At 62.6% G+C, this 23,466-nt stretch carries 18 protein-coding genes, 1 tRNA gene and 1 pseudogene (1 of these 20 cut by a window edge); 10 read left to right on the forward strand and 10 right to left on the reverse strand.

Features of this window, described 5'->3' with window-relative positions; translation table 11 throughout:
* Positions 1 to 32: 32 nt before the first annotated feature.
* The 9 genes from F4Z81_10985 to F4Z81_11025 all read right to left on the reverse strand — a co-directional run bounded on the left by F4Z81_10985 (position 33) and on the right by F4Z81_11025 (position 10,033).
* Positions 33 to 860, reverse strand: coding sequence for a hypothetical protein (locus tag F4Z81_10985; GenBank protein MXW05580.1), 828 nt, complete (start codon positions 858 to 860; stop codon positions 33 to 35).
* Entirely contained in the window at positions 820 to 1,311 is a 492-nt protein-coding gene (locus F4Z81_10990) for a class I SAM-dependent methyltransferase (GenBank protein MXW05581.1), read from the reverse strand. The genes F4Z81_10985 and F4Z81_10990 overlap by 41 nt, the downstream gene beginning before the upstream one ends.
* Before the next feature lie 79 nt (positions 1,312 to 1,390).
* Positions 1,391 to 2,194, reverse strand: coding sequence for an ABC transporter permease (locus tag F4Z81_10995; GenBank protein ID MXW05582.1), 804 nt, complete (start codon positions 2,192 to 2,194; stop codon positions 1,391 to 1,393).
* 3 nt (positions 2,195 to 2,197) lie between these two features.
* Positions 2,198 to 3,004, reverse strand: coding sequence for a hypothetical protein (locus F4Z81_11000; GenBank protein ID MXW05583.1), 807 nt, complete (start codon positions 3,002 to 3,004; stop codon positions 2,198 to 2,200).
* Positions 3,005 to 3,016: 12 nt separating this feature from the next.
* Positions 3,017 to 4,003: an ATP-binding cassette domain-containing protein gene (locus F4Z81_11005; GenBank protein ID MXW05584.1), complete on the reverse strand. Its 987-nt coding sequence runs from the start codon at positions 4,001 to 4,003 to the stop codon at positions 3,017 to 3,019.
* Positions 4,004 to 4,093: 90 nt separating this feature from the next.
* Positions 4,094 to 6,034 (reverse strand): hypothetical protein, encoded by a 1,941-nt coding sequence (locus F4Z81_11010; GenBank protein ID MXW05585.1) that lies wholly within the window; start codon positions 6,032 to 6,034, stop codon positions 4,094 to 4,096.
* A 288-nt stretch (positions 6,035 to 6,322) separates the two neighbouring features.
* Complete coding sequence (locus tag F4Z81_11015; GenBank protein MXW05586.1) at positions 6,323 to 8,743, reverse strand: FtsX-like permease family protein; 2,421 nt, start codon at positions 8,741 to 8,743, stop codon at positions 6,323 to 6,325.
* 272 nt (positions 8,744 to 9,015) lie between these two features.
* Positions 9,016 to 9,088, reverse strand: a tRNA-Phe gene (locus F4Z81_11020).
* 141 nt (positions 9,089 to 9,229) lie between these two features.
* Positions 9,230 to 10,033, reverse strand: a complete 804-nt coding sequence (locus F4Z81_11025) for a hypothetical protein (protein MXW05587.1) — start codon at positions 10,031 to 10,033, stop codon at positions 9,230 to 9,232.
* A 224-nt stretch (positions 10,034 to 10,257) separates the two neighbouring features.
* Between F4Z81_11025 and F4Z81_11030 the strand changes: the two genes are divergently transcribed.
* From F4Z81_11030 to F4Z81_11040, 3 genes are all read left to right on the forward strand, one after another.
* On the forward strand, positions 10,258 to 11,208 hold the full coding sequence (locus tag F4Z81_11030) for a hypothetical protein (protein MXW05588.1): 951 nt from the start codon (positions 10,258 to 10,260) through the stop codon (positions 11,206 to 11,208).
* A gap of 13 nt (positions 11,209 to 11,221) precedes the next feature.
* Complete coding sequence (locus tag F4Z81_11035) at positions 11,222 to 11,788, forward strand: HEAT repeat domain-containing protein (protein MXW05589.1); 567 nt, start codon at positions 11,222 to 11,224, stop codon at positions 11,786 to 11,788.
* A 98-nt stretch (positions 11,789 to 11,886) separates the two neighbouring features.
* On the forward strand, positions 11,887 to 12,945 hold the full coding sequence (locus F4Z81_11040; protein ID MXW05590.1) for a tartrate dehydrogenase: 1,059 nt from the start codon (positions 11,887 to 11,889) through the stop codon (positions 12,943 to 12,945).
* Between the two features lie 51 nt (positions 12,946 to 12,996).
* On the opposite strand, the gene F4Z81_11045 is transcribed toward F4Z81_11040, so the two are convergent.
* A complete protein-coding gene (locus F4Z81_11045; GenBank protein ID MXW05591.1) occupies positions 12,997 to 13,881 on the reverse strand; it encodes a dihydrodipicolinate synthase family protein in 885 nt (294 codons plus the stop codon).
* Positions 13,882 to 14,183: 302 nt separating this feature from the next.
* Between F4Z81_11045 and F4Z81_11050 the strand changes: the two genes are divergently transcribed.
* The 7 genes and pseudogenes from F4Z81_11050 to F4Z81_11080 form a co-directional block, all read left to right on the forward strand.
* Positions 14,184 to 15,566, forward strand: coding sequence for a 4Fe-4S dicluster domain-containing protein (locus F4Z81_11050; protein MXW05592.1), 1,383 nt, complete (start codon positions 14,184 to 14,186; stop codon positions 15,564 to 15,566).
* Positions 15,567 to 15,627: 61 nt separating this feature from the next.
* Positions 15,628 to 15,861, forward strand: a complete 234-nt coding sequence (locus tag F4Z81_11055) for a zinc ribbon domain-containing protein (protein ID MXW05593.1) — start codon at positions 15,628 to 15,630, stop codon at positions 15,859 to 15,861.
* A gap of 97 nt (positions 15,862 to 15,958) precedes the next feature.
* Positions 15,959 to 17,503 (forward strand): leucyl aminopeptidase, encoded by a 1,545-nt coding sequence (locus F4Z81_11060; GenBank protein ID MXW05594.1) that lies wholly within the window; start codon positions 15,959 to 15,961, stop codon positions 17,501 to 17,503.
* 3 nt (positions 17,504 to 17,506) lie between these two features.
* Positions 17,507 to 18,274 (forward strand): phosphodiesterase, encoded by a 768-nt coding sequence (locus F4Z81_11065; protein MXW05595.1) that lies wholly within the window; start codon positions 17,507 to 17,509, stop codon positions 18,272 to 18,274.
* Positions 18,275 to 18,298: 24 nt separating this feature from the next.
* Positions 18,299 to 19,972 carry an NADH-quinone oxidoreductase subunit NuoF gene (gene nuoF / locus F4Z81_11070; GenBank protein MXW05596.1) on the forward strand — a complete coding sequence of 558 codons (1,674 nt, stop codon included), beginning with the start codon at positions 18,299 to 18,301 and terminating at the stop codon, positions 19,970 to 19,972.
* Positions 19,965 to 22,892 (forward strand): formate dehydrogenase subunit alpha, encoded by a 2,928-nt coding sequence (locus F4Z81_11075; protein MXW05597.1) that lies wholly within the window; start codon positions 19,965 to 19,967, stop codon positions 22,890 to 22,892. Before nuoF ends, F4Z81_11075 begins: the two co-directional genes overlap by 8 nt.
* A 74-nt stretch (positions 22,893 to 22,966) precedes the next feature.
* Positions 22,967 to 23,466, forward strand: a pseudogene (locus tag F4Z81_11080) (RNA polymerase sigma factor) (it continues 13 nt past the right edge of the window).

Raw genomic sequence — 23,466 nt, forward strand, 5'->3', positions numbered from 1 at the left:
AGTCGCGGGACCGGTGTCTGCCGGACCGGCGTCTACACCTCGAATTCCTGAAGCAGGTCATCCAGGCGCCGGACGAAACTTACCCGCTGGTTTTCCGGTATGTCGTGCACCCGGGCTACCACTCGGCTCAAGTCCGCCCCCGAACGGTCCGGGCGGTCCTGGTGGTCCTTCCCGCCCCGGCTGGCCGTTCCGCCTCGGCTGTCCACGCCGCCCGGGCGGTCCGGACGATGCGGCGGCTCGAATATGGCGACGTCTTCCGCCGTGTACCCCGGGTATCCGGTGACGCTCGGCGCGGCGTAAAGTTCCCGCAGCAGGCCTGACATGCCCCCGTCTTCCCCGTAGATGGCACAGGCGTCCCTCAGGCACCGCGGCAGATGGGTCGGGCTCGAAACCAGGATGACCCGTTCCACGTCCCGGTCGACAAAAACCCGCCCGGCATAGGCGATTTCATCTCGGGTATTCTTCGACTTCCGGTCCAGGTGCAGTATGGATTCGATCTGCTGCCTGAACCGGCCGGTCGCGGGAGGACGGGTCGATTCGGTCTCCCAGCCTTTGAAAACCGCGAATCCGGCGAGTTCGTCGAACCGTTCCCACAACAACCGGGCCGTCGCCTCGGATTCGAGCAACCCGTCCTTTTCCGAAGCGCCCGAACCGAAGACCATCACGTCCGCCTGCTCGCTCAGGGCCACAAGCACGCCCATGGGCACGCGGCCGATCCGTTCCGGCGGTGCGCCCCAGGTCACGTCCTCCCACTGGCCGGCATGCAGATTGTATCCGTGGACGAGGATGCCCGTCTTTCGCCGATGGGCGTCGCGAGGTTTACCGGCGGTCATGTCCTCGCTCCTGCCAGGCTCCATCATCCCCGAAGGGAATGCAACGGGAGGCGAAGTGCTTCAGGGCGCCGCTCTTGACCACGATCGCTTCCGGTCTCAAAACGGCGGCGTAGCTGTTCAGCAGGGCGATCAGGTCCAGCAGCGATCGGTAACCGGATATCCCCGACATGTCGATGTAGATCTTGTTAAAGTCCTCGTTCAGTTCGAGCGCGGACCGCACGTCGAAGGCGTCCAGCGTTTCAAACCGGATGTGGGGGTGGCGTTCCCGTGCCCGTTCGATGACCACCGGGCTGACGTCCGTGCCGATGACGGTCGCGGCGTGTTCGGCGATGATCGTGGTGGTCGTGCCCCATTCGCAGCCGATTTCCAGGACGATATCGGAACCGTTCACCCAGCGGGGTATGCTGGCCCGGTACTCCTTGACCCCGCGGGTACCCACGAACAGTGTCTTGGATCGATATTGCCTGTTGTTCGCCATATCGGACCAATAAACAGGCGGCCTGGAATATCGTCAAGAAGGACGGCGCGCCGACCGGGCCGTCGAGATGGCTTCCGCGCTAGCTGCCCGTCGAACGATAGTGCCGGAGTCCGAGTCGCCAGATAAACAGCGACAGGATGAAATAGAGCAGGCCGAACAAGGGCGCCGCGTACTGAAACGCGAGTGACGTGCCCAGCGGATCGGGCTTTCCGAGAATCGCCAGGACCGGGAAATAGGTCACACAGCCCATGGGGATCACCATGGTGAAGAACCGGCGGAACCAGGCTCTGTATATGGCCAGCGGGTATTTCGAAGCCTCGATGCCGCCGTAGGTCAACACGTTCATGAGCTCGAGCGTCTCCGTGGTCCAGAAGGACACCGTGCCGATATTGATGAACAGTCCCAGAAAGAAGCAGGCGCCGCAGCATACGGTGACCACGGTAAGGGCCGCGACCGATGGAGACCAGTCGATGTCCAGATAGAGCGCTGCCCAGAGCAGGATGGCGCCGCCCTGCAGGAATCGCCCAAGCCTCTTCAGCGTGAATTCCTGGCCGATCAGCTGGAGCACGGTGCTCCGCGGCCGGAGCAGCATGCGGTCGAACTCGCCGGTGCGAACCAGTTGGCCCACATGGTCGAAACCGCGGGATAACGCATCGGTGAAGGCAAAGGCCACGTTGACGATCCCGTAGAAGAAGGCGACCTCGGCGAGCGACCACTGGATTAGGCTGCCGAAACGGTCGAACAGAGCCAGAATGCCGATGAACTCCACCCCCGTGCCGAGCAGCTGCCCCACCGTGCCCAACAGGAAGGAAACGCGGTATTGCATCTGGCTGCGCAGGGATACGCTTACGTATTGGGTATACAGCACAAGAGGGTTCGCCATGCGTCAACCTCCCTGAACGACGAGCCGGCGGGTTGCTCTGGAGAGCAGCCATGCGCCGAATGCGACCAGGATGACGATCCAGATAAGCTGGTGTATCAGCACGGCCCAGGCTTCCGTGGCCGGGATATGGCCCATGTACAGCCTGAACGGCGCGTCGCAGATGCCGCGGAACGGCAGGATTTCGAGTACGCGTTGCGCCCAGTCGGGGAAAAGCGGCAGGGGGATGACCATCCCCGCCAGCAGATAGATGACCGGTGAGACCAGAAAGGACACGCCTTCCCCCGATATCGTCCACATCAACGTGATGGACAGGATCACGGTGAGGGCCGTACTGAGCAGCACCGCGCCGAGGGTCGCCGCCAGCCAGAATACCAGGGCTTCGGGCGAGGCGGGCGCCTGCATCCCGAAAAACACCAACGCAAGTATCGCAAGTGGGATGGAACGCATGAAGGTAGGCGCGAGCCGGAATGCCATCGACCGGGAAAACCAGTAGGTGTAGAGGTTCACGGGCCGGACGAGTTCATAGGCCACCGTACCCGACCGCACCATGGCGCGGATCTCCGTATCGGGATTCCACGGCAGCAGACCGAGCAGCGCCTGGCCCAGCCAGATATAGGTCACCACGTCCTCGAGGTGCATGGGCTGGGGGGCGCTCGTGGACCGGTAGAACGCCTCCATGGCCATGACGCGGATCGCGCCCCACCCGATCTGCGTGACGAACCCGGCAATGGCCGCGGCCCGGTACTGGAGGATCATCCGGAACCGGGCGGACAGCACGGCGGTGTAGGGGAGAACGAACGATTGCATCATGCCTGTCAGGGATTAGCGGAGTTCGTGTTCGTCATAAAGCCGTGAAATGATCTCTTCGATGGGCGGGTTCTCGACGAACAGGTCCTTGATGGCGTACTTCGCCGTGATCCTGCTGATCAGGGCGGCCGTCCGGACGCGGTCCGGATCGAACTGCAGGTGGACACGGTTGCCGCTGCGCGAGATGAAGGTAACGTCCGGATCCTCGATCGCCTGGCCTTCGTCGAGCAGGTCAATGATGAGGCGGCGCTCCCGGGTGACGCGGGCGCGAAGGTCGTCCAGCGTGCTGTCGGACAGGATCTTCCCGTGTCCGATCACCATCACCCGGTCGCAAAGGGCCTCGATGTCGTCCATGTCATGGGTGGTCAGCACGACGGTGACACCCCGTTCCCGGTTCAGCCGCTTGATGAAATCCCGCACGGCAAGCTTGGAAACGGCGTCCAGGCCGATGGTGGGCTCGTCCAGGAAGAGCACCGAAGGCGCGTGCAGCAGGGCCGCGGCAAGGTCGCAACGCATGCGTTGACCGAGGCTGAGCTGGCGCACCGGGACGTCGTAAAGCGGTTCCAGATCCATGAGCGCCGCGAGTTCGTCCCGGGCCCGTTCGTAATCGCCGCTCCCAATCCGGTAGATGTCCCGAAGCAGATCGAAGGACTCGATAACGGGCAGATCCCACCACAACTGGGTCCGCTGGCCGAACACCACGCCGATATTGGCCGCATTGGCAATCCGGTTGCGCCACGGGATGCGGCCGTCGATCTCGCACCGTCCCGAATCGGGCACCAGGATGCCGGAGAGGACTTTTACGGTCGTGGACTTGCCCGCCCCGTTGGGACCGATATAGCCCACCAGTTCTCCCGGATCCAGTTCGAAGGAGACGCGGTCCAGGGCCTTGATCGTCCGGTATTCGCGGCGCACGACCCCGTGTAGCGCGCCCCAGAGGCCGGGGCGCCGCTGGGCGATCCGGAAGGTCTTGACGATGTTGTCGACGAGGATGTGGGGCACGGCAGTCACCTGGCAACATGGCATCGCGCGGTACGGTCCGGGGCGTTCGATGCGCTGCGTGAATAGCGGAAAGGTAAGCGGACTACCGGGCTAGCCGGAATCTGAGAACGCGGAAAGGAATTCCGTACTCAGGCCGCCGCGTACGAGCGCTTCCCAGCACCGGATGGGGGACTCGCCAAGCAACGGGAGAAGATCCCCGCGCAGCCGGTCGAGGGATGCCGGTGTGGGCCCACCGGTTTCCGGCCCTCCGGTTTCCAGGTTGGCCAGGCGATTGAGGGCGTCCATGGCGAACCCCACGCAGATGACGTTGCGGTCGCTGCGCACCACCTCTGTCAGGGCATCGATAGTGGGATCCAGGGCGTCTTCCGCCAGGCGTGGCCCGTGGGAACAGAGGATGACCATGGACCAGAGGGCGTTCTCCCGCACCGCGGAGCGCACCGGATCAAATCGCTCGAGACCCATGTCGACGCCGTTTCCCTCACAGATGTCGCACTCGTCGGTGGGCCGAACGAACTTGATGCTCCGCTGCTGGGCCAGGTCCATGCTCAACCGGTTTTCTTCGTCATCGAGACTGCGGACCAATGCCTCGAGACACCGGGGCACCAGGGACCGCCCAACGCCCGTCCGCGCGGCGCGTCGACCGAGGCAGCCCAGCGTCCCCGCGGCGACGGCACGGACATAGACAGAGGGGTCGTGATGCAGCAGCGAAGCGGCGGCGGCCAGTACTTCGCCGGTAAGCGGCGCACAGTCGCCCAATCCGTAGACACCGGCCTTCCTGATCCATTTAATCGGTGACTTCGTTGCTTCGACAAAGGTTGCCGTGGACTGCTCACCGACGGCGATCAGGCCGTAGGTTGCCGCGCGGCGGACACTCTCCCGGTGGCTGTAAATCGCTGCGCCGAGATGTTGGACGGCCAGTGCGTCGTCTCCGATCGAGGCCAGCTTATAGGCTGCACCGATACGCAGAGGTTCCGCTTCGTCGCCCATGACGTGCAACTGTGCTGCCAATTCGCCGGCCTCGGTTTCCCGCCCCTTCGCGGACAGGGCCCGGGCTTCGGACCGTAGCGGCGGCGTCCGCCCCGTCCGCATCCAGTGATTGTGATATCTCCAGACCACGGTCGTGTCCTCGTTCGCCTCCCGCAGATCGACCCCGGTCAGTGGATCCACGCCGAGTTCACGCCAGGCAACTTCTCCGGGATCATCGCTGTCATCACCGTCCGGTTCTGTGGTCCGGTATATCCAGAAACGCCACATGAAGCGGGGATGGTCGTCCCACAGGCGCCAGTCGTCTCTCCGGTGGTTCCCCCGGTGGAACGTATTGTGGGAATAAAGCAGCACGCTTCCGGCCCGCAGCGGAGCCGCTTCGAGGGTTTTCACGAGGGGCCAACCCGTGTTCGCCACGGCTTCCCGCATCCGGATGTCGTGGGCCGTACGCCGGTGGACGACGTCCTCCCAGTCATATTCGGAATCGGGGCCGCTCACCGGGATGCCCTCCATCCCGCTGATCTGATATTCGAAATCGAGATGGTCGGCGCCCGCGAAATTGTCGTGGTTTTCTTCGTGGTTGAACGTCCAGTAGTGCGAGTAGGGTATGGTGGCCGTGGGACCCATGACTTCGGTCACGTCCTGGGGATAGTAGAGCATCTCGATCTGCACGGCCTGATGATGGCGCTGCTTGCGGCCGTTGTACGGTCCGTTGTCGTCCTTGTGCCAGTGCTGGTCCCGGGCGCCACTCGCGAATGAGGCGTTGTGTGTAAAGGGGACGATGGCCCAGTTCCGGCCAACAATCCGGTTGCAGGCCTCGACCACGCCCGGCGCGTTGATGACTTCTAGGACTTCCGGTATGCCGCCCGGTGTCACCGGTTTTCTTGCCAGGTAGGCCTGTTTCTCCAGCATATATATGCGTTGGTGAATCTCTTCGGGGATGCCGAGGCTTTCGGGCGGCAGTGCAACGATGCCGCGACTGGCGAAATCCCGGACGAGGTGGTCCGGTTCGGTGTATGGCAGCGAACCATAGGTTTTCGTAGCCACAATCAGCGCTGTCTTTCCGTTTGGCCTGGCATGCTCGTGTGAAGCACCGCTATGCGCGACGTCCGGGTCGCATGGAGGATCGTGGGCACGCGTCCCGGGGCGTATTCAACCTGAGCGCCTGCCTGGGTACCCGAGCACCGGTATGACGATATGAGCATCAGTTTGAGCGCGACATTCGCAGGGCCGGCGTCCGGTCGAGGAATCTACAATTGAGCAGGGAGGTCGTCAAATCCGAAATTGACGCGGAGGCGCGTCCACGGATCGCTCGTGCTGCAGGGCGCAGCCGGATCACTCGTGCTGCAGAGCATCCACGGGATCGGTGTGGGCGACGCTGACGGCTCGGTAGCTTACGGTAAGCATCGTAACGGCTATGGCCAGTACCGCGGCGAGCACGAAAACCCAGGGTGAAAGGTCCGTACGGTACGCGAAGCCGTCGAGCCAGTCGTTCATCACGAAGTATGCGATGGGCCAGGCAATGAGGATGGCATACACGACCAGCCGGACGTATTCTTTCGAAAGCAGCGCGACGATGCCGGAAGCGGATGCTCCGAGCACTTTCCGCACGCCGATTTCCCGGGTTCGCTGTTCCGCCGTGAAAGAAGCGAGTCCCAGCAGGCCCAGGCACGCGATGAAGACGGCCAATAAGGTAAAGCTGCGGAAGATGCTTCCCTGACGCGCTTCGTTCTGGTACAGCCGGCCCCAGTCCTCGTCGAGAAACGAATATGTGAACGAATCGTCCGGGTAGATCTCGCGCCAGTTGTTTTCCAGGAATCCCATTGTTTCGGCCACGTCATCCGGGGCGATCCTGATCGCGAGATAGTGGAGCGGGTCCGGTCCGGGCGCCAGCTGCAGCATCATCGGTTCGATGCCGCTGTGCAGCGACCGCACGTGGAAGTCCCGCACGACACCGATGACCCGGCCGTCCTTGAAGTTCCCCAGGCGGATTTTCTTGTCGAGCGGAGCGCCTTCCCAACCCAACCATTTCACGGCGGCCTCGTTGATCACGAACGCCTGCAGCGTATCCGTGGGGAAGGACCTGGAAAAATCGCGTCCCGCCGTGAGTTCGATGTTCATCGTGCGGATGAAATCGTGATCGATCCACATGTTGTTGATGCGGACCAGTTCCTCTTCCGGCGCGCCGTCCGGCGTGAAGAGGATGTCGTTCACCAGGCCGCCCGGCATTTCGTTCGCCACCGTAACGCCCAATACGTTGGGATAGCCGCTGATTTGATCCTTGTAGGCATTGTATATCAGGCGCTGCCTGGGATCTCCGAGCGGCATGACCACCAGCTGTTCTTTCTCGAATCCAAGGTGTTTGTCCTGCACGAACCGCATCTGGTCCGCTACGACGCCCGTGCCGATGATGAACACGACGGAGATCACGAATTGCAGTACGACCAGTATCTTCCGCAGGTTCGTGTTTACCGCGCCCGCCCTGGAGGAGCCCTTCAGCACGGCGACCGGCTGGAACGACGACAGGAACAACGCCGGGTAGCTTCCGGCCAGCGCACCGGCCAGCACCACGATGCCGACCAGGCCGAATGCCATGCTCATATCGTCGAAGGCAAAGACCAGGTCCTTGCCGGCCAGGGCGTTGAACGCGGGAAGAAACGCATAGACCAGACCCACGGCCACGATCAGTGAGAGTACCGCCATGATCGTGGATTCGCCCATGAACTGGCCGATCAGCTGAACGCGGAACGCCCCCAGCACCTTGCGAATGCCGACTTCCCGGGCGCGGCCGGCGGATCGGGCCGTCGCCAGGTTCATGAAGTTGATGCAGGCGATCAGCAGGAGAAAGAACGCTACGGCCGAGAAGATGTAGATGTAGGCGATATCGCTGTTCGCGCCGAGTTCCCCGTCGAGATTCGAATGCAGATGTATGCTGGTCAGCGACTGGAGTTCTGCTTCGATCTGCGCGTTGAACTGGTTCAGGGCCGGTCCGTAGCGCGATTCGATGAACTCCGCCAGTTTCGGATCGAGGGATTCGGGCGGGAAACCTTCGGCGAGTAACAGATAGGTATACAGGTCCGGGAAGAAGTTCTGCGTATTCCTGCCGTAATCCGTTCCCCCGTAGATGGGGTTGACGTTCAGGGTTTCGAAGGACCCGAGGAAGCCGAAGGTCATATGGGAATTGCGCGGCACGTCTTCCATGACGCCGGTAACGGTCAGGTCGTACGTATTGTCGATCCGGATCACCTTGCCCAGGGCATCCTCGTCACCGAAGTACCTGGCCGCCGTGGATTCGGTCATGACCACCGTATTAGGGGCGTTCAGGGCCGTGTTCGCGTCGCCGCGAATCAGGTTGAAGTCGAACAGCTCCAGGATGCCGGGATCCGCGAAGTAGAAACCCGGCTCATTGAACCGTCTGTTGCCTTCCACGTACGTGACCTGCCAGGAGACCAGCGGCGCCTTGATGCGGGTGAACCCTTCGACTTCCGGGAAGGCGTCGGTCAGCATCCACCCCCACGCCGTCGGACTTCGCGCGGTGCGGGTTTCCGCCCTGTCCGGCGTCTCGATCGCCATGGTGAGCCGGTAGATGCGGTCGTGCCGGGACGCGTACCGGTCATAGCCTAGTTCGTCCTGGACGTATAGCAGGATCAGGATGCAACAGGTCATCCCGACCGCGAGGCCCATGACGTTGATTAGGGCGTATCCTTTGTGGCGCAGGGCGTTACGACAGGCAATCGTGAGGTAGTTGCGGAACATTATCGCGTGGTATCCTGTCTCGAGCGGGAACTCGGGTGACTCGGCGCGTCAGTGCGGCTTCGGACCGCTTTCGACGTGCTCAATCGGCCGTTCGTGCGGGCTGATGTCGATCGTTTCGACTCGATCGGCTCAAGAAAGGTTGCAGTGGAAGCAGGATTCGGGCCGCGCAAGTGCGGAAATTGGGGGGAATTGCCGGTGCAGGCCACGCCCGTGCGGGTCACGCCAGCCGAAAGGCCCGTTTCGAAGCGGGATGTGCGATGTTTTGTGGAAAATGCCGAGGGACAGAGTCGAACTGTCGACACATGGATTTTCAGTCCACTGCTCTACCGCCTGAGCTACCTCGGCAATCGTCTCGGGCAAAGCCAGTCAAAATTAGCGGCGACCACGGGGAAAGTCAACAGAAATAACCCTGGAAAAGCGAAAATCCGGTGTGGCGGTTTTGGGGGAAACTTCGGGAGAAACCGGGGGGCTGATCGCGGCTTCCGGCTACTTGCCTTCGACCGTGCTGTCATCGAAATGCAGCATGAATTCGATGTAGTCGAGTTCCCGGTCGATGGCCTGCCGCTTGGTGACGATGGTATTGGTAGCCAGGTAGTGCGCCAGGCCGCGGAACTCCTTGCGGACGCGGACGAGACGGTTGCGGAGATAAGGCGCGTTGGGGTTGTCGCCGGGCATGGCCAGGATCTCTCCGTAGAGCCTTTCGATCCTGCCGTCCGTATCGATCAGGGGATTGCGGACTTCGTCGATGTAGTCCTGGTCGTGGCATTCGCCGCAGGGCGCGGTAATGGACACCATGTCGATGTGCACTTCCGTCACGTCGTGGCTGTTGTGGCAGGTGACGCACTCGGGCTCGAAGTCATTGGCTTCGAACAGATCCCCGTGGGCGCTCTCCCAGAAGCTCTCAAGGGCTTCGGGGTGGCAGCGTCCGCAGTCTTCCGGGATGGCTTCAGGCAGCGGTGCGTCCATGAACCCGTTCTGCTCGCCCATGGCCACGGTGAGTATGGTGCTCGTTGGATCGCCCCCGTGGCACGTGTCGCAGAAGACGCCGCGCCACGCGTGGATGCTGCCCTGCCACTCGGCGACCTGCCTGGCGAGGGGTTCACCCAGGCGCTGGTGGCACAGGGCGCAGTTGTCGGTCATCCGCGTCTCAAGCTTCTGCCAACTCGTAACGGGAGAATCGGGGGTGCGTTGAGAGTCGGGGGTGCGTTGGCCGCGGGCCGTGGGCAGGATCACGCCAAGCACGAAGGTCAGCATGATCAGAACGGCGGCGGTCCGGAGTAAAAAGGACACTCGGCGTGCTTTCCGGGTTGTGGGTTTCGACCAACTGTAGATACGACGCTGCAAGCGGAATAGTATACATCGTCCAGCGCTTCCCACTTCAACAAAAAGCTCTTCCAATGGTAACGTTCGCCGTGCCTGCGATCAAGCACTAACGGTAAACCACACCCCGGGACGCGGGACAGAATTCCCTTTACACGAGGCGCCGGAATCCTATCTTTACCTGTGTTTTTTGCATGCATGAATCCGGTAAAACCCTCCTTAAATACGGGGAATCTCGAATGAAACTGGTTCAATACTACGAACCCGGCCAGGAATCCGGCGTGGGCATCTTCCAGGACGATCAGGTCATCGACCTTTCGGAGGTCATGCCAGAGGTGGAGACCGTCAACGACCTCCTGTACGTATCCGGGACGGCCCGGCTATCTCTGTCCGAACTCGTCGAACGCGCCATCAACGACTACGAAGGCCAGCTGACCGGGTTCTCCTACGAATCGCTCGACGTTACACCCGACGTGGGCGTCCCCCACCTGATGGTACCGATCTTCTCGCCCGAGGTGTGGGGCTTCGGCGTGACCTACAAGCGAAGCGCCGAATTCCGGGACGACGACGCCCAGCAGACCATTTATGACCAGGTATACCAGTCCGACCGGCCCGAATCCTTCTTCAAGGCCACTGCTTCCCGTTGTTCCGGACCCAACGCGCCCATCTGCGTGCGCGGCGACTCGAACTTCACCGCCACCGAGCCCGAACTGGCCTACGTGCTGGGCGATGAAGGCGAAATCGTCGGCTACACCCTGTGCAACGACGTTTCGGCCTGGGATATCGAGAAGGCAAACCCACTCTATCTCAACCAGTCCAAGATCTACCAGGGCTGTTGCGCGCTCGGACCCGCCCTGGTCACCGCGGACGAGATCGACGATCCCTACGATATCGACATTCATTGCCGGATTCTGCGGGACGATGCCGTCGTGTTCGAGGGAGAGGCCAACACTTCGCAACTGGCGCGCAGTTTCGACGAGTTGAACGAGTACCTCTACCGGGATAACCTGATCCCTGCAGGTACGGTCGTTTCCACGGGCACGGGCATCATCGTGCCGAACGACCTGGGACTGCGTGAGGACGACATCGTGATGATCGCCTCTCCCCAGATCGGCGTGCTCTCCAATCCCGTGCAGCAGCTCTGACCAGGACAAGGCGATGGGCAGACGGAACAGCGGACTCAACCGCCACCAGAAGGCCTGGCGGAAGCCGGGCGAGGAACGCGTGAGCCGGGAAGATATCGCGGAACTCCTGCGCCTGTCCGAAAGCGGGGATCCCGAAGACCGTATCGTGGCCGCGACCTACATGTGTCCATGCCACGTCCGTCACCGCAATGAAGAAGTCTGGAAGGCGCTCTACCGGATGATGGAGGATGATGACGCCCGGGTCCGCCGGCGGGCCTGGCATACGCTGGAAGACGGAGGCTGTCCTACCGATCCGGCCTTCGAGCCCATCGTCCGCCGCGCGTTGGACACCGAAACGGACCGCCAGGTGCTCGGATTCGCACGCCAGTTCGCCGAACCGTTTCTCAATGAAGACCTGGTGTCCAGGATCCGTGAGGAAAAACCGGCTGGCAGGCATCCGAAACCGACCGGCAAATGCGACTTCTGCGGCCGGACCCGTGTGCCGGTTTCGCAGGACTACGAGACGGAGATCCCCGCGGGCGGGATGACCCGCGCCGCGTGGATATGCGACGAATGTTCCGCTGGAGGCGCCGACTCCTGAACGGTCCGCACGCCCTGCCGCCCTCGAATTGAGTGCTAACCCCTGATCCACGCTTCCTGCACGACCAAACCCTGGAAAGGCCATCGGTACATTCAAATATGCCAAATTATGAAATCGCTGTGATCGGCGGGGACGGCGTCGGTCCCGAAGTCATCGAGGAAGGCATCAAGGCGCTTAACGCGCTGGGGTCCCCGGCTTTTCGTTTCACCCGTTTCGACTGGAGTTCCGAACGCTACAAGCGCACGGGAAGGTTCATTCCCGAGGGCGGGCTGGACCGGCTGGCGGCCTTCGACGCCATATTCTTCGGCGCGGTGGGCGACGAGGAGGTGCAGGACCACATCACCCTGAACAACCTCATTCTCCCGATACGGCGCAGATTCGACCAGTATGCCTGCGTCCGGCCCGCCTTCCTGTACGCGGGTGTGCAGTCTCCCCTGGCGGGAAAGGGGGCCGGCGACATCGACCTGGTGGTCATCCGGGAGAATACCGAAGGGGAATACGCCGATATCGGGGGGAGGGTGTATCAACAGACTGACCACGAGGTCGCGGTCCAGACCTCCGTCTTCACGCGGCACGGCACCGAGCGCATCATCCGCTACGCCTTCGAAGAAGCGCGGCGCCGCGACGGCCGGCGCCTGGTCACGTCCATCACGAAGTCGAACGCCCAGGGCCATGGCATGGTCTTCTGGGACGAAGTATTCGATTGCGTGAAAGCGGAGTACAGAGACGTCGAGACCGAGTCCCTCCTCATCGACGCCGCGGCCATGGACTTCGTGCGCCGGCCCCAGGACTTCGACGTGGTGGTGGCCTCGAACCTCTTCGGCGACATCCTGACCGATATCTCGGCGATCACCGTGGGCAGCATGGGTCTCGCGCCCAGCGCGAACCTGAACCCCGAACGGACTCACCCCTCAATGTTCGAGCCCGTCCACGGCTCCGCCTTCGAACTCATCGGAAAGCGCCAGGTCAATCCCATCGCCACGATCCTGGCGGCGGCCATGATGGTCGAGTTTCTGGGTGAAGACAAGGCCGGAGCGGCCATTCGCGGGGCGGTATCGGAGAACCTCGCCGAAGGGCGGATCCGCACGCCGGACATCGGCGGCCGGTCGAGTACCGTGGAAGTGGGCGATGACATCGTCGGGAGACTGTCGAAATGACCGGCGTGGTGTTGATTACGGTCGACGGCAGATAGGCAGAATGACGGTCCGTTACACGAGACCGAGTTCGGCCATGGTCCCGCGCAGTGCGTCCCGTTGTTTCTTCGACAAGGGTCTTCCCGGCGGCCGAGCTGTCCCGCAATCAATGCCCAGCCGCTCGCTGAGCGCCGCCTTGGCCACCGAATGAAACTCGCCTCCGCATGCGCCGAGGGACGCCCATACCCCGCTGGCGCGGTCCTGCGCGGATTCTGCCCGTCCGAGATCTCCTGCGCGATAGGCCTTCCAGATTTCCACCCAGTATTCCGGCGTGATAACCGGTGGTCCGTCCACGCAGCCCGTAGCGCCGATCGTCAGGGCCGGGAGCATCAACTGGTGGTTGCCTACCAGGCATTTCAGTCCCATGGCTGAGAAGTTGCGCACGTTGGCAAAAATCTGCGACGAGTGCTTGAGTCCGGTCAGTTGCGGCACCTTATCCTGGATCTTCTGCATCAGTGCGGGTGTGATCTCCACGCCCGTGGACTGGGGCAGGTTGTAGACGAACAGGGGAAGGTCCGCCGCGGCAGCCACGACGCGGTAGTGTTCGGCGATGGCTTCGTCGGTCCGGCCGTAGAAGAAAGGCGGCACGCAGCAGATGGCCTCCACCCCGGCGCCCGCGGCATGTTCGGCCAGCCGGGCCGCCCTTTCCGTGGTCGCGGCGCCGACATGCATGATGTTGTTTACCCGGCCCCGGGACTGGTCCGCCGCAGCTGTAGCGATCCGCATGTTCTCCTCGTCGCTGAGCAGTATGCTTTCCCCCGTCCCGCCCGCGATCCAGAATCCGTGGACACCGGCCTCGATATTGAATTCCATGACCCGGCGGAACGCCTCTTCTTTGAAACTGCCGTCGCTGTGCATCGGGGTGATGATGGCGGGCAGGATACCTTCAAACGCGGACATGCGATCGGCTCCTTCCTGTCAAATCGACGTTTTTAAGGACGGTTTTGCGGACCGGATGTTCCCTGGTCACGCAACGCGAGTGCGCGCGTCAACGCGCATCAACAATCAACACAACTGTGCGCGTATCAAGGGAAGGTAAATCGAACGGAGGATTTTGGAAGGGTTATTTCACCATCCGGAACGGTCATAAACTGCTTGACAATATACGCTTGAACTTTAGTTATACTACGATCGTCACCCGGCCGAAAAGGCCGACCGATGCGTATAGACCGGCCGATGCAGCCTGCCGTAGGGGCCGGCCGATGCAGTCGCCCGCGCAAGATCGGAATCCGCATAGCATGAGCATGAATAGCATGAGCACGCAGAACAGACTGGTAGACGAATACGACAAGTTTCTGGATTGCGTGCACTGCGGACTGTGTCTTCCCGCCTGTCCGACCTATACCGAACTCGGCGTGGAAATGGACTCCCCCCGCGGCCGCATCCACCTGATGCGGGCTTACGCGGACGGGCGTATCGAACTGACGGATCACTTCGAGACGCATATAAGCGGGTGCCTGGACTGCCGCGCCTGCGAAACGGCCTGTCCCGCGGGAGTCCACTACGGCAGCCTCGTGGAAGCAGCCCGGGCGGAGATCGTCGAGAAGCGGCCCCGACCCTTGCTCGGCCGGCTCTTCCGGAACCTGGTTTTCGAGCGGCTGCTACCGTCCCGTTTCCTGCTCTCCGTGGTTTTCCTGCCTCTACGCTGGTACCAGGCGCTTGGCATACAAAAACTCGCTCGCAGGCTGGGTCTGACGAAACTACTCCCTTCCCGCCTGCGCGGCATGGAGGCCATGATGCCCGACATGCCCAGCGCTTCGATGAAGGCGGAGCTACGGCCCTTCGCCCCGGCACGGGGGTCGGCAGCCTACCGCGTGGGCCTGGTTACGGGATGCGTGATGAACGAGATGTTTACCCACGTGAATGCCGCTACAGTCCGCGTGTTGAACGAAAACGGGTGCGACGTGGTCCTTCCCGAAAACCAGACCTGCTGCGGTGCGTTGCAGGTACACAGCGGAGAGCGCACGGTGGCCGAATCACTGGCCCGCAGGAACATCGATGCTTTTGAGCAGGCGGAAGTGGATGCCGTCATCATCAACGCCGCGGGATGCGGCGCGCAGTTGAAGGAGTACGGCGACCTGCTGGCCGGGGATCCGGACTACCACGACCGTGCCCGCGTCTTTGCGGAAAAAGTCAAAGACGTGCACGAGTTTCTCGCCGGGATACCCGTCAAGGAGGACATGGGACCGGTCCGGGCACGGGTCGCCTATCACGATGCCTGCCATCTCGCTCATGGACAGCGCGTACGCGAAGAGCCCCGTAACCTGCTGGGCATGATTCCCGGCCTCGAACTCGTCGAACTGGAGGAATCGGACTGGTGCTGCGGCAGCGCCGGTATTTACAATATTACCCATCCCGCCATGGCGGACCGGCTGCTCGCGCGCAAGATGAACCACGTCAGGCAGGCTGCGCCCGACATGGTGGCCACCGGCAATCCCGGTTGTATCCTGCAGATCCGGCACGGCATAAACCGGGACGGCGAGGAGATCGAGGTCCTTCACCCGGTGGAACTGCTTGATCGGGCCTACCGCCTGAAGCGCGAACAAGAAGTGAACGTTCAGCCGGCCGCAACAGACAGAGCGTAGCCGGCTCAACGGCGAACAGACTCCGCCCGGCGCCTCAAAATTCACAGGAGAGTAACCCGCCATGCCTGTTTTTGAATACCACTGCTCCCATTGTGACGTGGATTTCGAAATGCTCGTCTTGAACGCGGCCGCTTCGGAAAGCGTTTCCTGTCCCACGTGCTCAAAAGACGACGTGGTCAAGAAGTTCTCCACTTTCGCAACAGCTGTATCGGCAAAAGACTCCGCGGCTACCGCGGCAACTCCGGCACCTGTTCCCTCCTCGTCTTGCGGACCAGGCTGCGGATGCCATCATTAAATCGAATTGAACCCCTTCGCTGGACGCCAGTGTATTCGGGCCGGTTTCCCTGCCCGCGGCACGGGACCGCGGACTGCCCCACTACGGACAGAAGCGCATGCAAATAGACGTTAAAATCGGTCGGATCGGATCGGAAGTCGACACTACCGTGATTATCGGGCTGTTCAAGGAGGAACGGCTCGAGGCGAGCGACGCCGCGGTCATGGAATCCTCATTGCACCGGTATCTGCGCGACGTGCTGGCACTGGGAGATTTCAAGGGCGATGACCAGGAAGTCGCGGTGCTGTATCCGCTCGGCCAGGCGCCGCCGGGCCGTGTTATCCTGGTGGGGCTCGGATCGCGTGACGAATTCTCTCTTGAAACGGCACGGCGCGCATCCGGCATCGCCGTCCGACGGGCGCTGAAGCTCGGCGTATCCGAATTGTCCATCGTCGTGCACGGACCGAGCGGATCGGATGGACCGGACACACCAGGCGCATCGGACGCACCAGGTGCATTGGGATTCGAGCTTCGGGACTGCGCTCAGGCTACGGTGGAAGGCCTGTTGCTGGGCGCATACCGGTACGACGATTTCAAGACAGGTGGTGATACGGATCGATCCGGGATTGAGTCGGTGGCCGTCGTGACGCCGCAACGGGCGCAGGCCTATGAAATCAGGGACGGGATCGAAGCGGGCCTGATCAGCGCCGAGAGCACAGACCTGGCACGGGACCTCTCCAATGCGCCCGGCAATGCGATGACCCCGCGCAAGCTGGCCGCCGCCGCCCGGAAGATGGCCGGGGAAACCGGATTGAAATGCCGGGTCTTGACGCGGAAGGACATCGAAAAGGAGCGCATGGGCGCCCTGCTCGCCGTCAATGCCGGCAGTGAGGAGCCGCCTCGCTTCATCGTGCTGGAACACGGCGAAGCGTCCGACGGGACGGATACGCTCGTATTCATCGGCAAGGGCATCACCTTCGACAGCGGCGGCATATCCATCAAATCGAGCGGCGGCATGGAGGAAATGAAGCACGACATGTCCGGCGCGGCCGCCGTGATCGGCGCGATGCGGTCCATCGCCCTGTCGAAACCTTCCCTTCACGTGGTGGGACTCGTTCCGGCCACCGAACACCTCCCGCACGGCAAGTCGCTGAAACCCGGTGACATCATCCCGACCCGCTCGGGCAAGACGATCGAAGTGATCAACACCGATGCCGAAGGGCGCCTCGTACTCGCCGACGCCCTGGAGTACGCGGAGCGGTACAATCCGGCCGCGGTGATCGATCTGGCCACGTTGACGGGGGCGTGCGTGGTCGCCCTCGGCTATGCCGCGACCGGGATGATGGGCAACGACGATGGGTTGCAGGACCGGGTCCGGTCGGCCGGAGAGACCACGGGAGAGCGGGTCTGGCCGCTTCCGCTGTGGCAGGACTACCACGACCAGATCAAGAGCCATATCGCCGATGTGAAGAACACCGGAGGACGGTGGGCCGGCGCGCTGACCGCGGGCGCGTTCCTTGCGAAGTTCGTCGAACGTCCCTGGGTGCATTTGGACATCGCGGGGACCGCGTATACGGATTCGAGCAAGCCATATTGCCCGAAAGGAGCCACAGGAGTGGGGGTGAGATTGCTGCTGCAACTGGTAAAGGACTGGAAAAACTGATCCATGCGCATCGTACAACTCTCCGACCCCCATATCGTTCCGGCCGCGCAACAGCCCGTACACGGCCAGGACACGCTGGGACGACTTCAGGCCGCCATAGATGCGGTAAACCGGTTGAGCCCCGCACCCGATCTCGTCGTCATGACGGGCGATCAGAGCAATGATGGGTCCGAAGCATCCTACCTGACGCTGAAAAGCACCCTTTCCAGCCTACGCTTTCCCTGTCACATGGCCATGGGCAATCACGATTACAGGCCGGTTTTCCGCCAGGTCATGCTGGATGAAACCGCCGCGAATCCGGCCCCGTATTACTACACGCTGGACCGGTGCGGCCACCGGATAATCGTGCTCGATACCTACGACGAGGGGGAGGTGGAGGGAAGACTGGACGACGTTCAACTGGACTGGTTGGAACAGGAGCTTGCATACGACTTGCCGGCCACTGTGTGCATGCACCACCCGCCGGTACCGGTGGGCGTCCCGTGGATGGATAAGCTGATTCTGAAGGATGGTGGCCGGTTTGTTCGGATGTGCAACGCCCATGCATCATTGCGGCTGATTCTGTGCGGTCACCTCCACTACGACTTTCGCATAGAACTGGATCATGCGACGGTCCTTGTCGCTCCGAGCGTGGGCCTGCAGTTCCGCAAGGACCCTGTGGTCAAGCCGGACGGCACCCGCGTCATCGCGACGGACGAACCCGCGGCGTTCCGCATCGTCGACATCGACGGTCCGCGCTGGAAGACCTCGATACACCAGCTCACCCTGTAACCGTCTCCAATCCGGACCCGGTACATGTTGATCGATGATCTGAGAGCAATACAGGCGCGTCACGGGTTTCTGCCGGAAGAGGAATTGAAATCCCTTTCGGAACGCAAGGGCATACCGCTTTACGAGATCCATGGCGTGGCCAGCTTTTATCCTCATTTCAGGCTGGAACCGCCTCCCTCGGTCGACCTGCGCGTTTGTACCGATCTTTCTTGCCATCTCCACGGGGCTTGCGACGTGCTGGAGACCCTGCGGGAATCCGTGCGCTATGCCGGCCTGGACCAGTGGGAGGTCTCCGCGGTTTCCTGTCTCGGCCAGTGCGACGGCGCGCCGGCGGTCTCGATCAACGGTCGCAGCTACCGGTCCATGACCGGGGAGCGGCTCGGCCGGTACGTTTCCCGCCTGGCCGCCGACGGGAAGATCGCTCGCCAGCCCGTCAGGCGATCGGTCAATCCGGGTTTCATCGATCCCTATGATCACCCGCTGGCCGCGGAGTCCCTGAAACAGTGGGTCTCGCTCGGTGACGCGGAGGGGCTGGTGCAGACCATCAAGGATAGTGGACTGCGCGGCATGGGCGGGGCCGGATTCCCGACCGGCGTCAAGTGGGACCTCGTACGAAAAACGGCCTCCGGCGTCAAGTACGCGATCTGCAATGCGGATGAGAGTGAACCGGGCACGTTCAAGGACCGCGAGATCCTCTACCACTACCCCCATCTCGTCGTCGAGGGCCTGATACTGGGCGGTCTCGCCGTCGGGGCCGATTGGGGATACCTGTTCCTGCGCCACGAATACGACCGTGAGCGTGAAGTGCTTGAAAGGACGATCAAGGCGTTCTATTCGGCCGGATACCTGGGCGACGGCGTGCTGGATTCGGCGCATTCGTTTCATCTCGAGATATTCGACAGTCCGGGAGGATACATCTGCGGCGAGGAGACGGCCCTGCTCGAAGCGATGGAAGGGAAAAGGGCCGAGCCCCGCAACAAGCCGCCGTTTCCCGGCACGCACGGGCTGCACGGACAACCCACGCTGATCAACAACGTCGAGACCTTCGCGTGGGTGCCCGCCATCCTGCGGCGCGGTGCCGACTGGTTCCGGTCCCAGGGGGTAAACGGCGCGGTCGGACGCAAGTACATCGCCCTGAGCGGCCACGTCAACCGTCCCGGCGTTTACGAGATCCCACTCGGAACCAGGGTCTGCGATCTCATCCGGGACTACGGAGGCGGCGTTGCCGGCGGACGCGAACTCATGGCCTTCTCTCCCGGGGGTACGTCATCGGGTTTCCTTCCAGCCTCCATGGCGGATGTCCCCCTGGATTTCAAGCCGCTGGCCGATGCCGGTTCCATGCTGGGTTCCGGTGCGGTCATCGTCCTGGCCGAAGGAACGGACATGGTGGACCTGGCCCGGAACGCGGTGTCGTTCTTCCGCAACGAGTCCTGCGGCAAGTGCGTGCCCTGCCGGACGGGCACGGCGCACCTGGTCCGGATGCTGAACACGATCCTGGAGGGAGACGCCCGGCCCGATGCGCTGGACCCCGTAGCGGACGTCGCCGAAGCGATGGAACTCACCTCGATCTGCGGCCTGGGCCAGGCCGCCGCGCTGCCTCTCACGTCGGTGCTCCGGCATTTCCCCGGAGCGTTCGCATCGCACGGCTGTCGACCGGAAGGTCATTGGGAGAACGGTGGAGGCGGGCCGGATGAATAACCGCACCGTCACGCTGACGATCGACGGCAGAAGCCTGACCGTGCCGGCCGGCGCCACGATCTGGGAAGCGGCGCGCTCCGCCGATATCGACATCCCCACCCTTTGCCACGACCCCAAACTGGAACCGGTCGCCGTGTGCCGCGTCTGCGTGGTCGACGTGGAAAACGCCCGAACATTGCCGGCGGCCTGCATCCGGCAGGTCGAAGAAGGCATGAACGTGCGCACGGACACGGACCGGGTGCGCAGGGCGCGACGCACCCTCGTGGAACTGCTGGAGTCCGGGCAGCCGCACGGGGATAACCGGCGCAAGGCGGCCGAACATGATGAACTCGCGCAACTGGGCGTTCAACTTCGATCCGATCCGTCGCGGTTCGCCGCCACATGCTCAAACCAGCCGACGTCGCCCGACCTTTCCTCGCCCGTCATCGCGGTGGACCTGAACGCGTGCATCCTGTGCGACCGGTGCATCCGTGCTTGCGACGACGTGCAGGTGAACGACGTCATCGGCCGAACGGGCAAGGGCTGCGATACGCGGATCGCCTTCGACAACAGCCTGCCGCTGGGCGGGTCTTCCTGCGTGTCCTGCGGTGAATGCGTGGCCACCTGTCCCACCGGCGCGCTCACCGACAAGAGACTGGTCGATTCCGCGGCGAACGGGTCCGGCTCTGTGGCGAATGAATCCGATGCCGCCGCGAACGTCCCCGAAGAAGCCGACCCCGACGCCGCGTCTAAAATCCCCGAAGAAACCGAGCCGGATTCGCGGCGGGTCGATTCCATCTGCCCCTATTGCGGCGTGGGATGTGGGATCTCGTACCACGTGCGTAACGGCCGTATCGAGGGCGTCACAGGCAGGGACGATACCCACACCGAGGGCCGGCTGTGTGTCAAGGGGCGGTACGGTTATGACTACACGCACCATCCCCAGCGGCTCACGAAGCCCCTCGTCCGCCGGGAAGACGCCTATCCGAAACGGCCGCTGTCGGCGGATTTCAAGGACTATCGTGACTTCCGCCGTTCGCTCCGGTCGCCGGAATGGAACGACCGCATACGGGAGGTGTTCCGCGAGGCCGAATGGGACGAAGCGCTGGACCTGGCGGCGCGCCGGCTGCTGGAGATTAAAAAAACGCTCGGTCCGGGCGCGCTGGCGGGTTTCGGCTCGGCCAAGGTGACCAATGAAGAAGCCTACCTGTTTCAGAAACTGATCCGGGTGGTCTTCGGCACCAATAACGTGGACCACTGCACGCGCCTCTGTCACGCCTCGTCCGTGGCGGCCCTCACCGAGGCGATCGGCAGCGGGGCGGTCTCCAACGCCTTCCAGGAAGTCCTTGAAACCGATGTCATCTTCGTGATCGGATCCAACACGGAAGACAACCACCCCGTCGCCGCATCCTACATGAAACAGGCCGTGGCCCGGGGCGCCCGGATGATCGTGCTCGACCCGCGGCGGCCGACCATCGCCGACCACGCGACCCGGTACGTGCGGTTCAAGCCCGGCACGGACATCGCGCTGCTGAACGGGCTGATGCACGTGATCCTGCGGGAGGGCCTGCAGGACCGGGATTTCATCGCGCAACGGACCGAACGCTTCGAGGCCCTGGAACCCTTCCTGGCAAGCTATACGCCCGAGATGGCATCCCGTATAACGGGCGTTCCGCCGTCGGTGATCGAGGAGGTGGCCCTGGAGTACGGCCGCGCGGAGCGCGCGATGATCTTCTGGGGTATGGGCATCAGCCAGCACGTCAACGGTACGGACAATGCGAGGGCGCTGATCTCCCTCTGCCTCATGACGGGCAACATCGGCCGCCGGGGTACGGGCCTGCACCCGCTGCGGGGTCAGAACAACGTGCAGGGCGCGTCCGACGTGGGCCTGATTCCAAGGTTCTATCCGGGCTACCAGTCCGCGGATGACCCGGAGGTGCGAAAGCGATTCGAGGAGGCATGGGATACCACGCTCGATCCAGACTCCGGACTGACGGTCGTGGAAATCATGCATGGCGCCCTTGACGGTAGCATCGCGGGCATGCTCATGATGGGCGAGAATCCCTTCCTTTCGGACCCGAACATGAACAAGGTCAGGAAGGCCCTGCAGCAGCTCTCTTTCCTCGTCGTGCAGGACGTCTTCCTGACGGAGACCGCGGAGTTCGCCGACGTGATCCTGCCCGCCTCCACCGCGGCGGAGAAGCGGGGGACCTACGTCAACACGAACCGCATGGTGCAGATCGGCAGGCAGGCGATCGAGCCGCCCGGCGAGGCCCGCCTGGACGGGGATATCCTGATCGACCTGGCCAACCGGATGATGCGCATGGAACAGGGGGAAAGCGGCCCGCGCTGGGCATATGACGGACCGGAATCGGTCTGGGAGGAAATCGTCGCGCTGACCCCCATTTTCCATGGCATCACCTACGAAGCGATGGAACGGGAAACCGTGGTCTGGCCCCTGGAAGAACCCGTGCTGTTCACCGGCACCTTTCCCCACGGCCCTGGCCGTTTCACGCCCGTATCCTTCGCCCCGCCAGACGAACTTCCGGACGACGCATACCCCTTCGTGCTGAATACCGGCCGCGTCCTGGAGCACTGGCACACGGGCACCATGACGCGCCGCGCCCGAGCCCTCGACGCCATTTCGCCGGAGCCCTTCGTCGAGATGACGCCCGGGGACCTGGAACGCCTGGGCGTCGAAGAGGGCGACCCGGTGGCCGTATCCTCTCGCCGGGGCGCCATTACGTTGAAAGCGAAGGCTTCGGGACGCGTCTCCGACGGCAACGTCTTCATCCCCTTCCACTTCAAGGAAGCCGCGGCCAACATCCTGACCAATGATGCCCTTGACCCCGACGGCAAAATCCCCGAGTTCAAGTTCTGCGCGGTGGCCGTGAAACCTGTGCCATCGAGTGATCTGCTGGCACCTCACGCAGGCCGCTGACACGACGCATCCCGGTTCCCTTCTGCTGATTCGCGAATCTGCACGCACCTGGCCCCTCTTTTGAGGAACAGGATATGAAACTATCTCGTTCCGCTGTTCGTAGTAGGATTGTGAACACGACCGCGAGCGGCGAAAGCTCAACGGGTTTCGAATTCGACGAGACGTACCGGACGCATCACCGGCGGATTCTCGCACTTTGCAGATATCTACTGAAGTCCGTGTACGAGGCCGAGGACGCGACCCAGGAGGTTTTCCTTCGGGCATACCGGAACCGGTCCACCATGGACGCGTCGAAGTCGCCCCTTAACTGGCTGCTCAAGACCGCGACCAACCACTGTCTCGACCGGTTGCGGCGCCGGAACCGCGAGGTGAATTTCTATGAATCCGCCGATCCCGACCAGGTCGGCCCGTCGAAGGTTTCCGAGGATACGCTGGAGATCATGGTGCGGGCGGAAAAAGGTGATCAGGTGCGATCGGCGATACAGTCGCTCCCGGACCGGTACCGCGTGCCGCTCGTGCTGGCCTACTACAACGAGTTCACCTACGACGAAATCGGCCACGCGCTCAATCTGAA

It is taken from the genome of Gemmatimonadota bacterium, assembly GCA_009835325.1.
Lineage (GTDB): Bacteria > JAAXHH01 > JAAXHH01 > JAAXHH01 > JAAXHH01 > JAAXHH01.

Bases quoted from the DNA above. Each gene is read 5' to 3' on its own strand.
- F4Z81_10985 (MXW05580.1), bottom strand. From the start codon at position 860: ATGATGGAGCCTGGCAGGAGCGAGGACATGACCGCCGGTAAACCTCGC.
- F4Z81_10990 (MXW05581.1), bottom strand. From the start codon at position 1,311: ATGGCGAACAACAGGCAATATCGATCCAAGACACTGTTCGTGGGTACC.
- F4Z81_10995 (MXW05582.1), bottom strand. From the start codon at position 2,194: ATGGCGAACCCTCTTGTGCTGTATACCCAATACGTAAGCGTATCCCTG.
- F4Z81_11000 (MXW05583.1), bottom strand. From the start codon at position 3,004: ATGATGCAATCGTTCGTTCTCCCCTACACCGCCGTGCTGTCCGCCCGG.
- F4Z81_11015 (MXW05586.1), bottom strand. From the start codon at position 8,743: ATGTTCCGCAACTACCTCACGATTGCCTGTCGTAACGCCCTGCGCCAC.
- F4Z81_11030 (MXW05588.1), top strand. From the start codon at position 10,258: ATGCATGAATCCGGTAAAACCCTCCTTAAATACGGGGAATCTCGAATG.
- F4Z81_11035 (MXW05589.1), top strand. From the start codon at position 11,222: ATGGGCAGACGGAACAGCGGACTCAACCGCCACCAGAAGGCCTGGCGG.
- F4Z81_11040 (MXW05590.1), top strand. From the start codon at position 11,887: ATGCCAAATTATGAAATCGCTGTGATCGGCGGGGACGGCGTCGGTCCC.
- F4Z81_11045 (MXW05591.1), bottom strand. From the start codon at position 13,881: ATGTCCGCGTTTGAAGGTATCCTGCCCGCCATCATCACCCCGATGCAC.
- F4Z81_11050 (MXW05592.1), top strand. From the start codon at position 14,184: ATGCAGTCGCCCGCGCAAGATCGGAATCCGCATAGCATGAGCATGAAT.
- F4Z81_11055 (MXW05593.1), top strand. From the start codon at position 15,628: ATGCCTGTTTTTGAATACCACTGCTCCCATTGTGACGTGGATTTCGAA.
- F4Z81_11060 (MXW05594.1), top strand. From the start codon at position 15,959: ATGCAAATAGACGTTAAAATCGGTCGGATCGGATCGGAAGTCGACACT.
- F4Z81_11065 (MXW05595.1), top strand. From the start codon at position 17,507: ATGCGCATCGTACAACTCTCCGACCCCCATATCGTTCCGGCCGCGCAA.
- nuoF (MXW05596.1), top strand. From the start codon at position 18,299: ATGTTGATCGATGATCTGAGAGCAATACAGGCGCGTCACGGGTTTCTG.
- F4Z81_11075 (MXW05597.1), top strand. From the start codon at position 19,965: ATGAATAACCGCACCGTCACGCTGACGATCGACGGCAGAAGCCTGACC.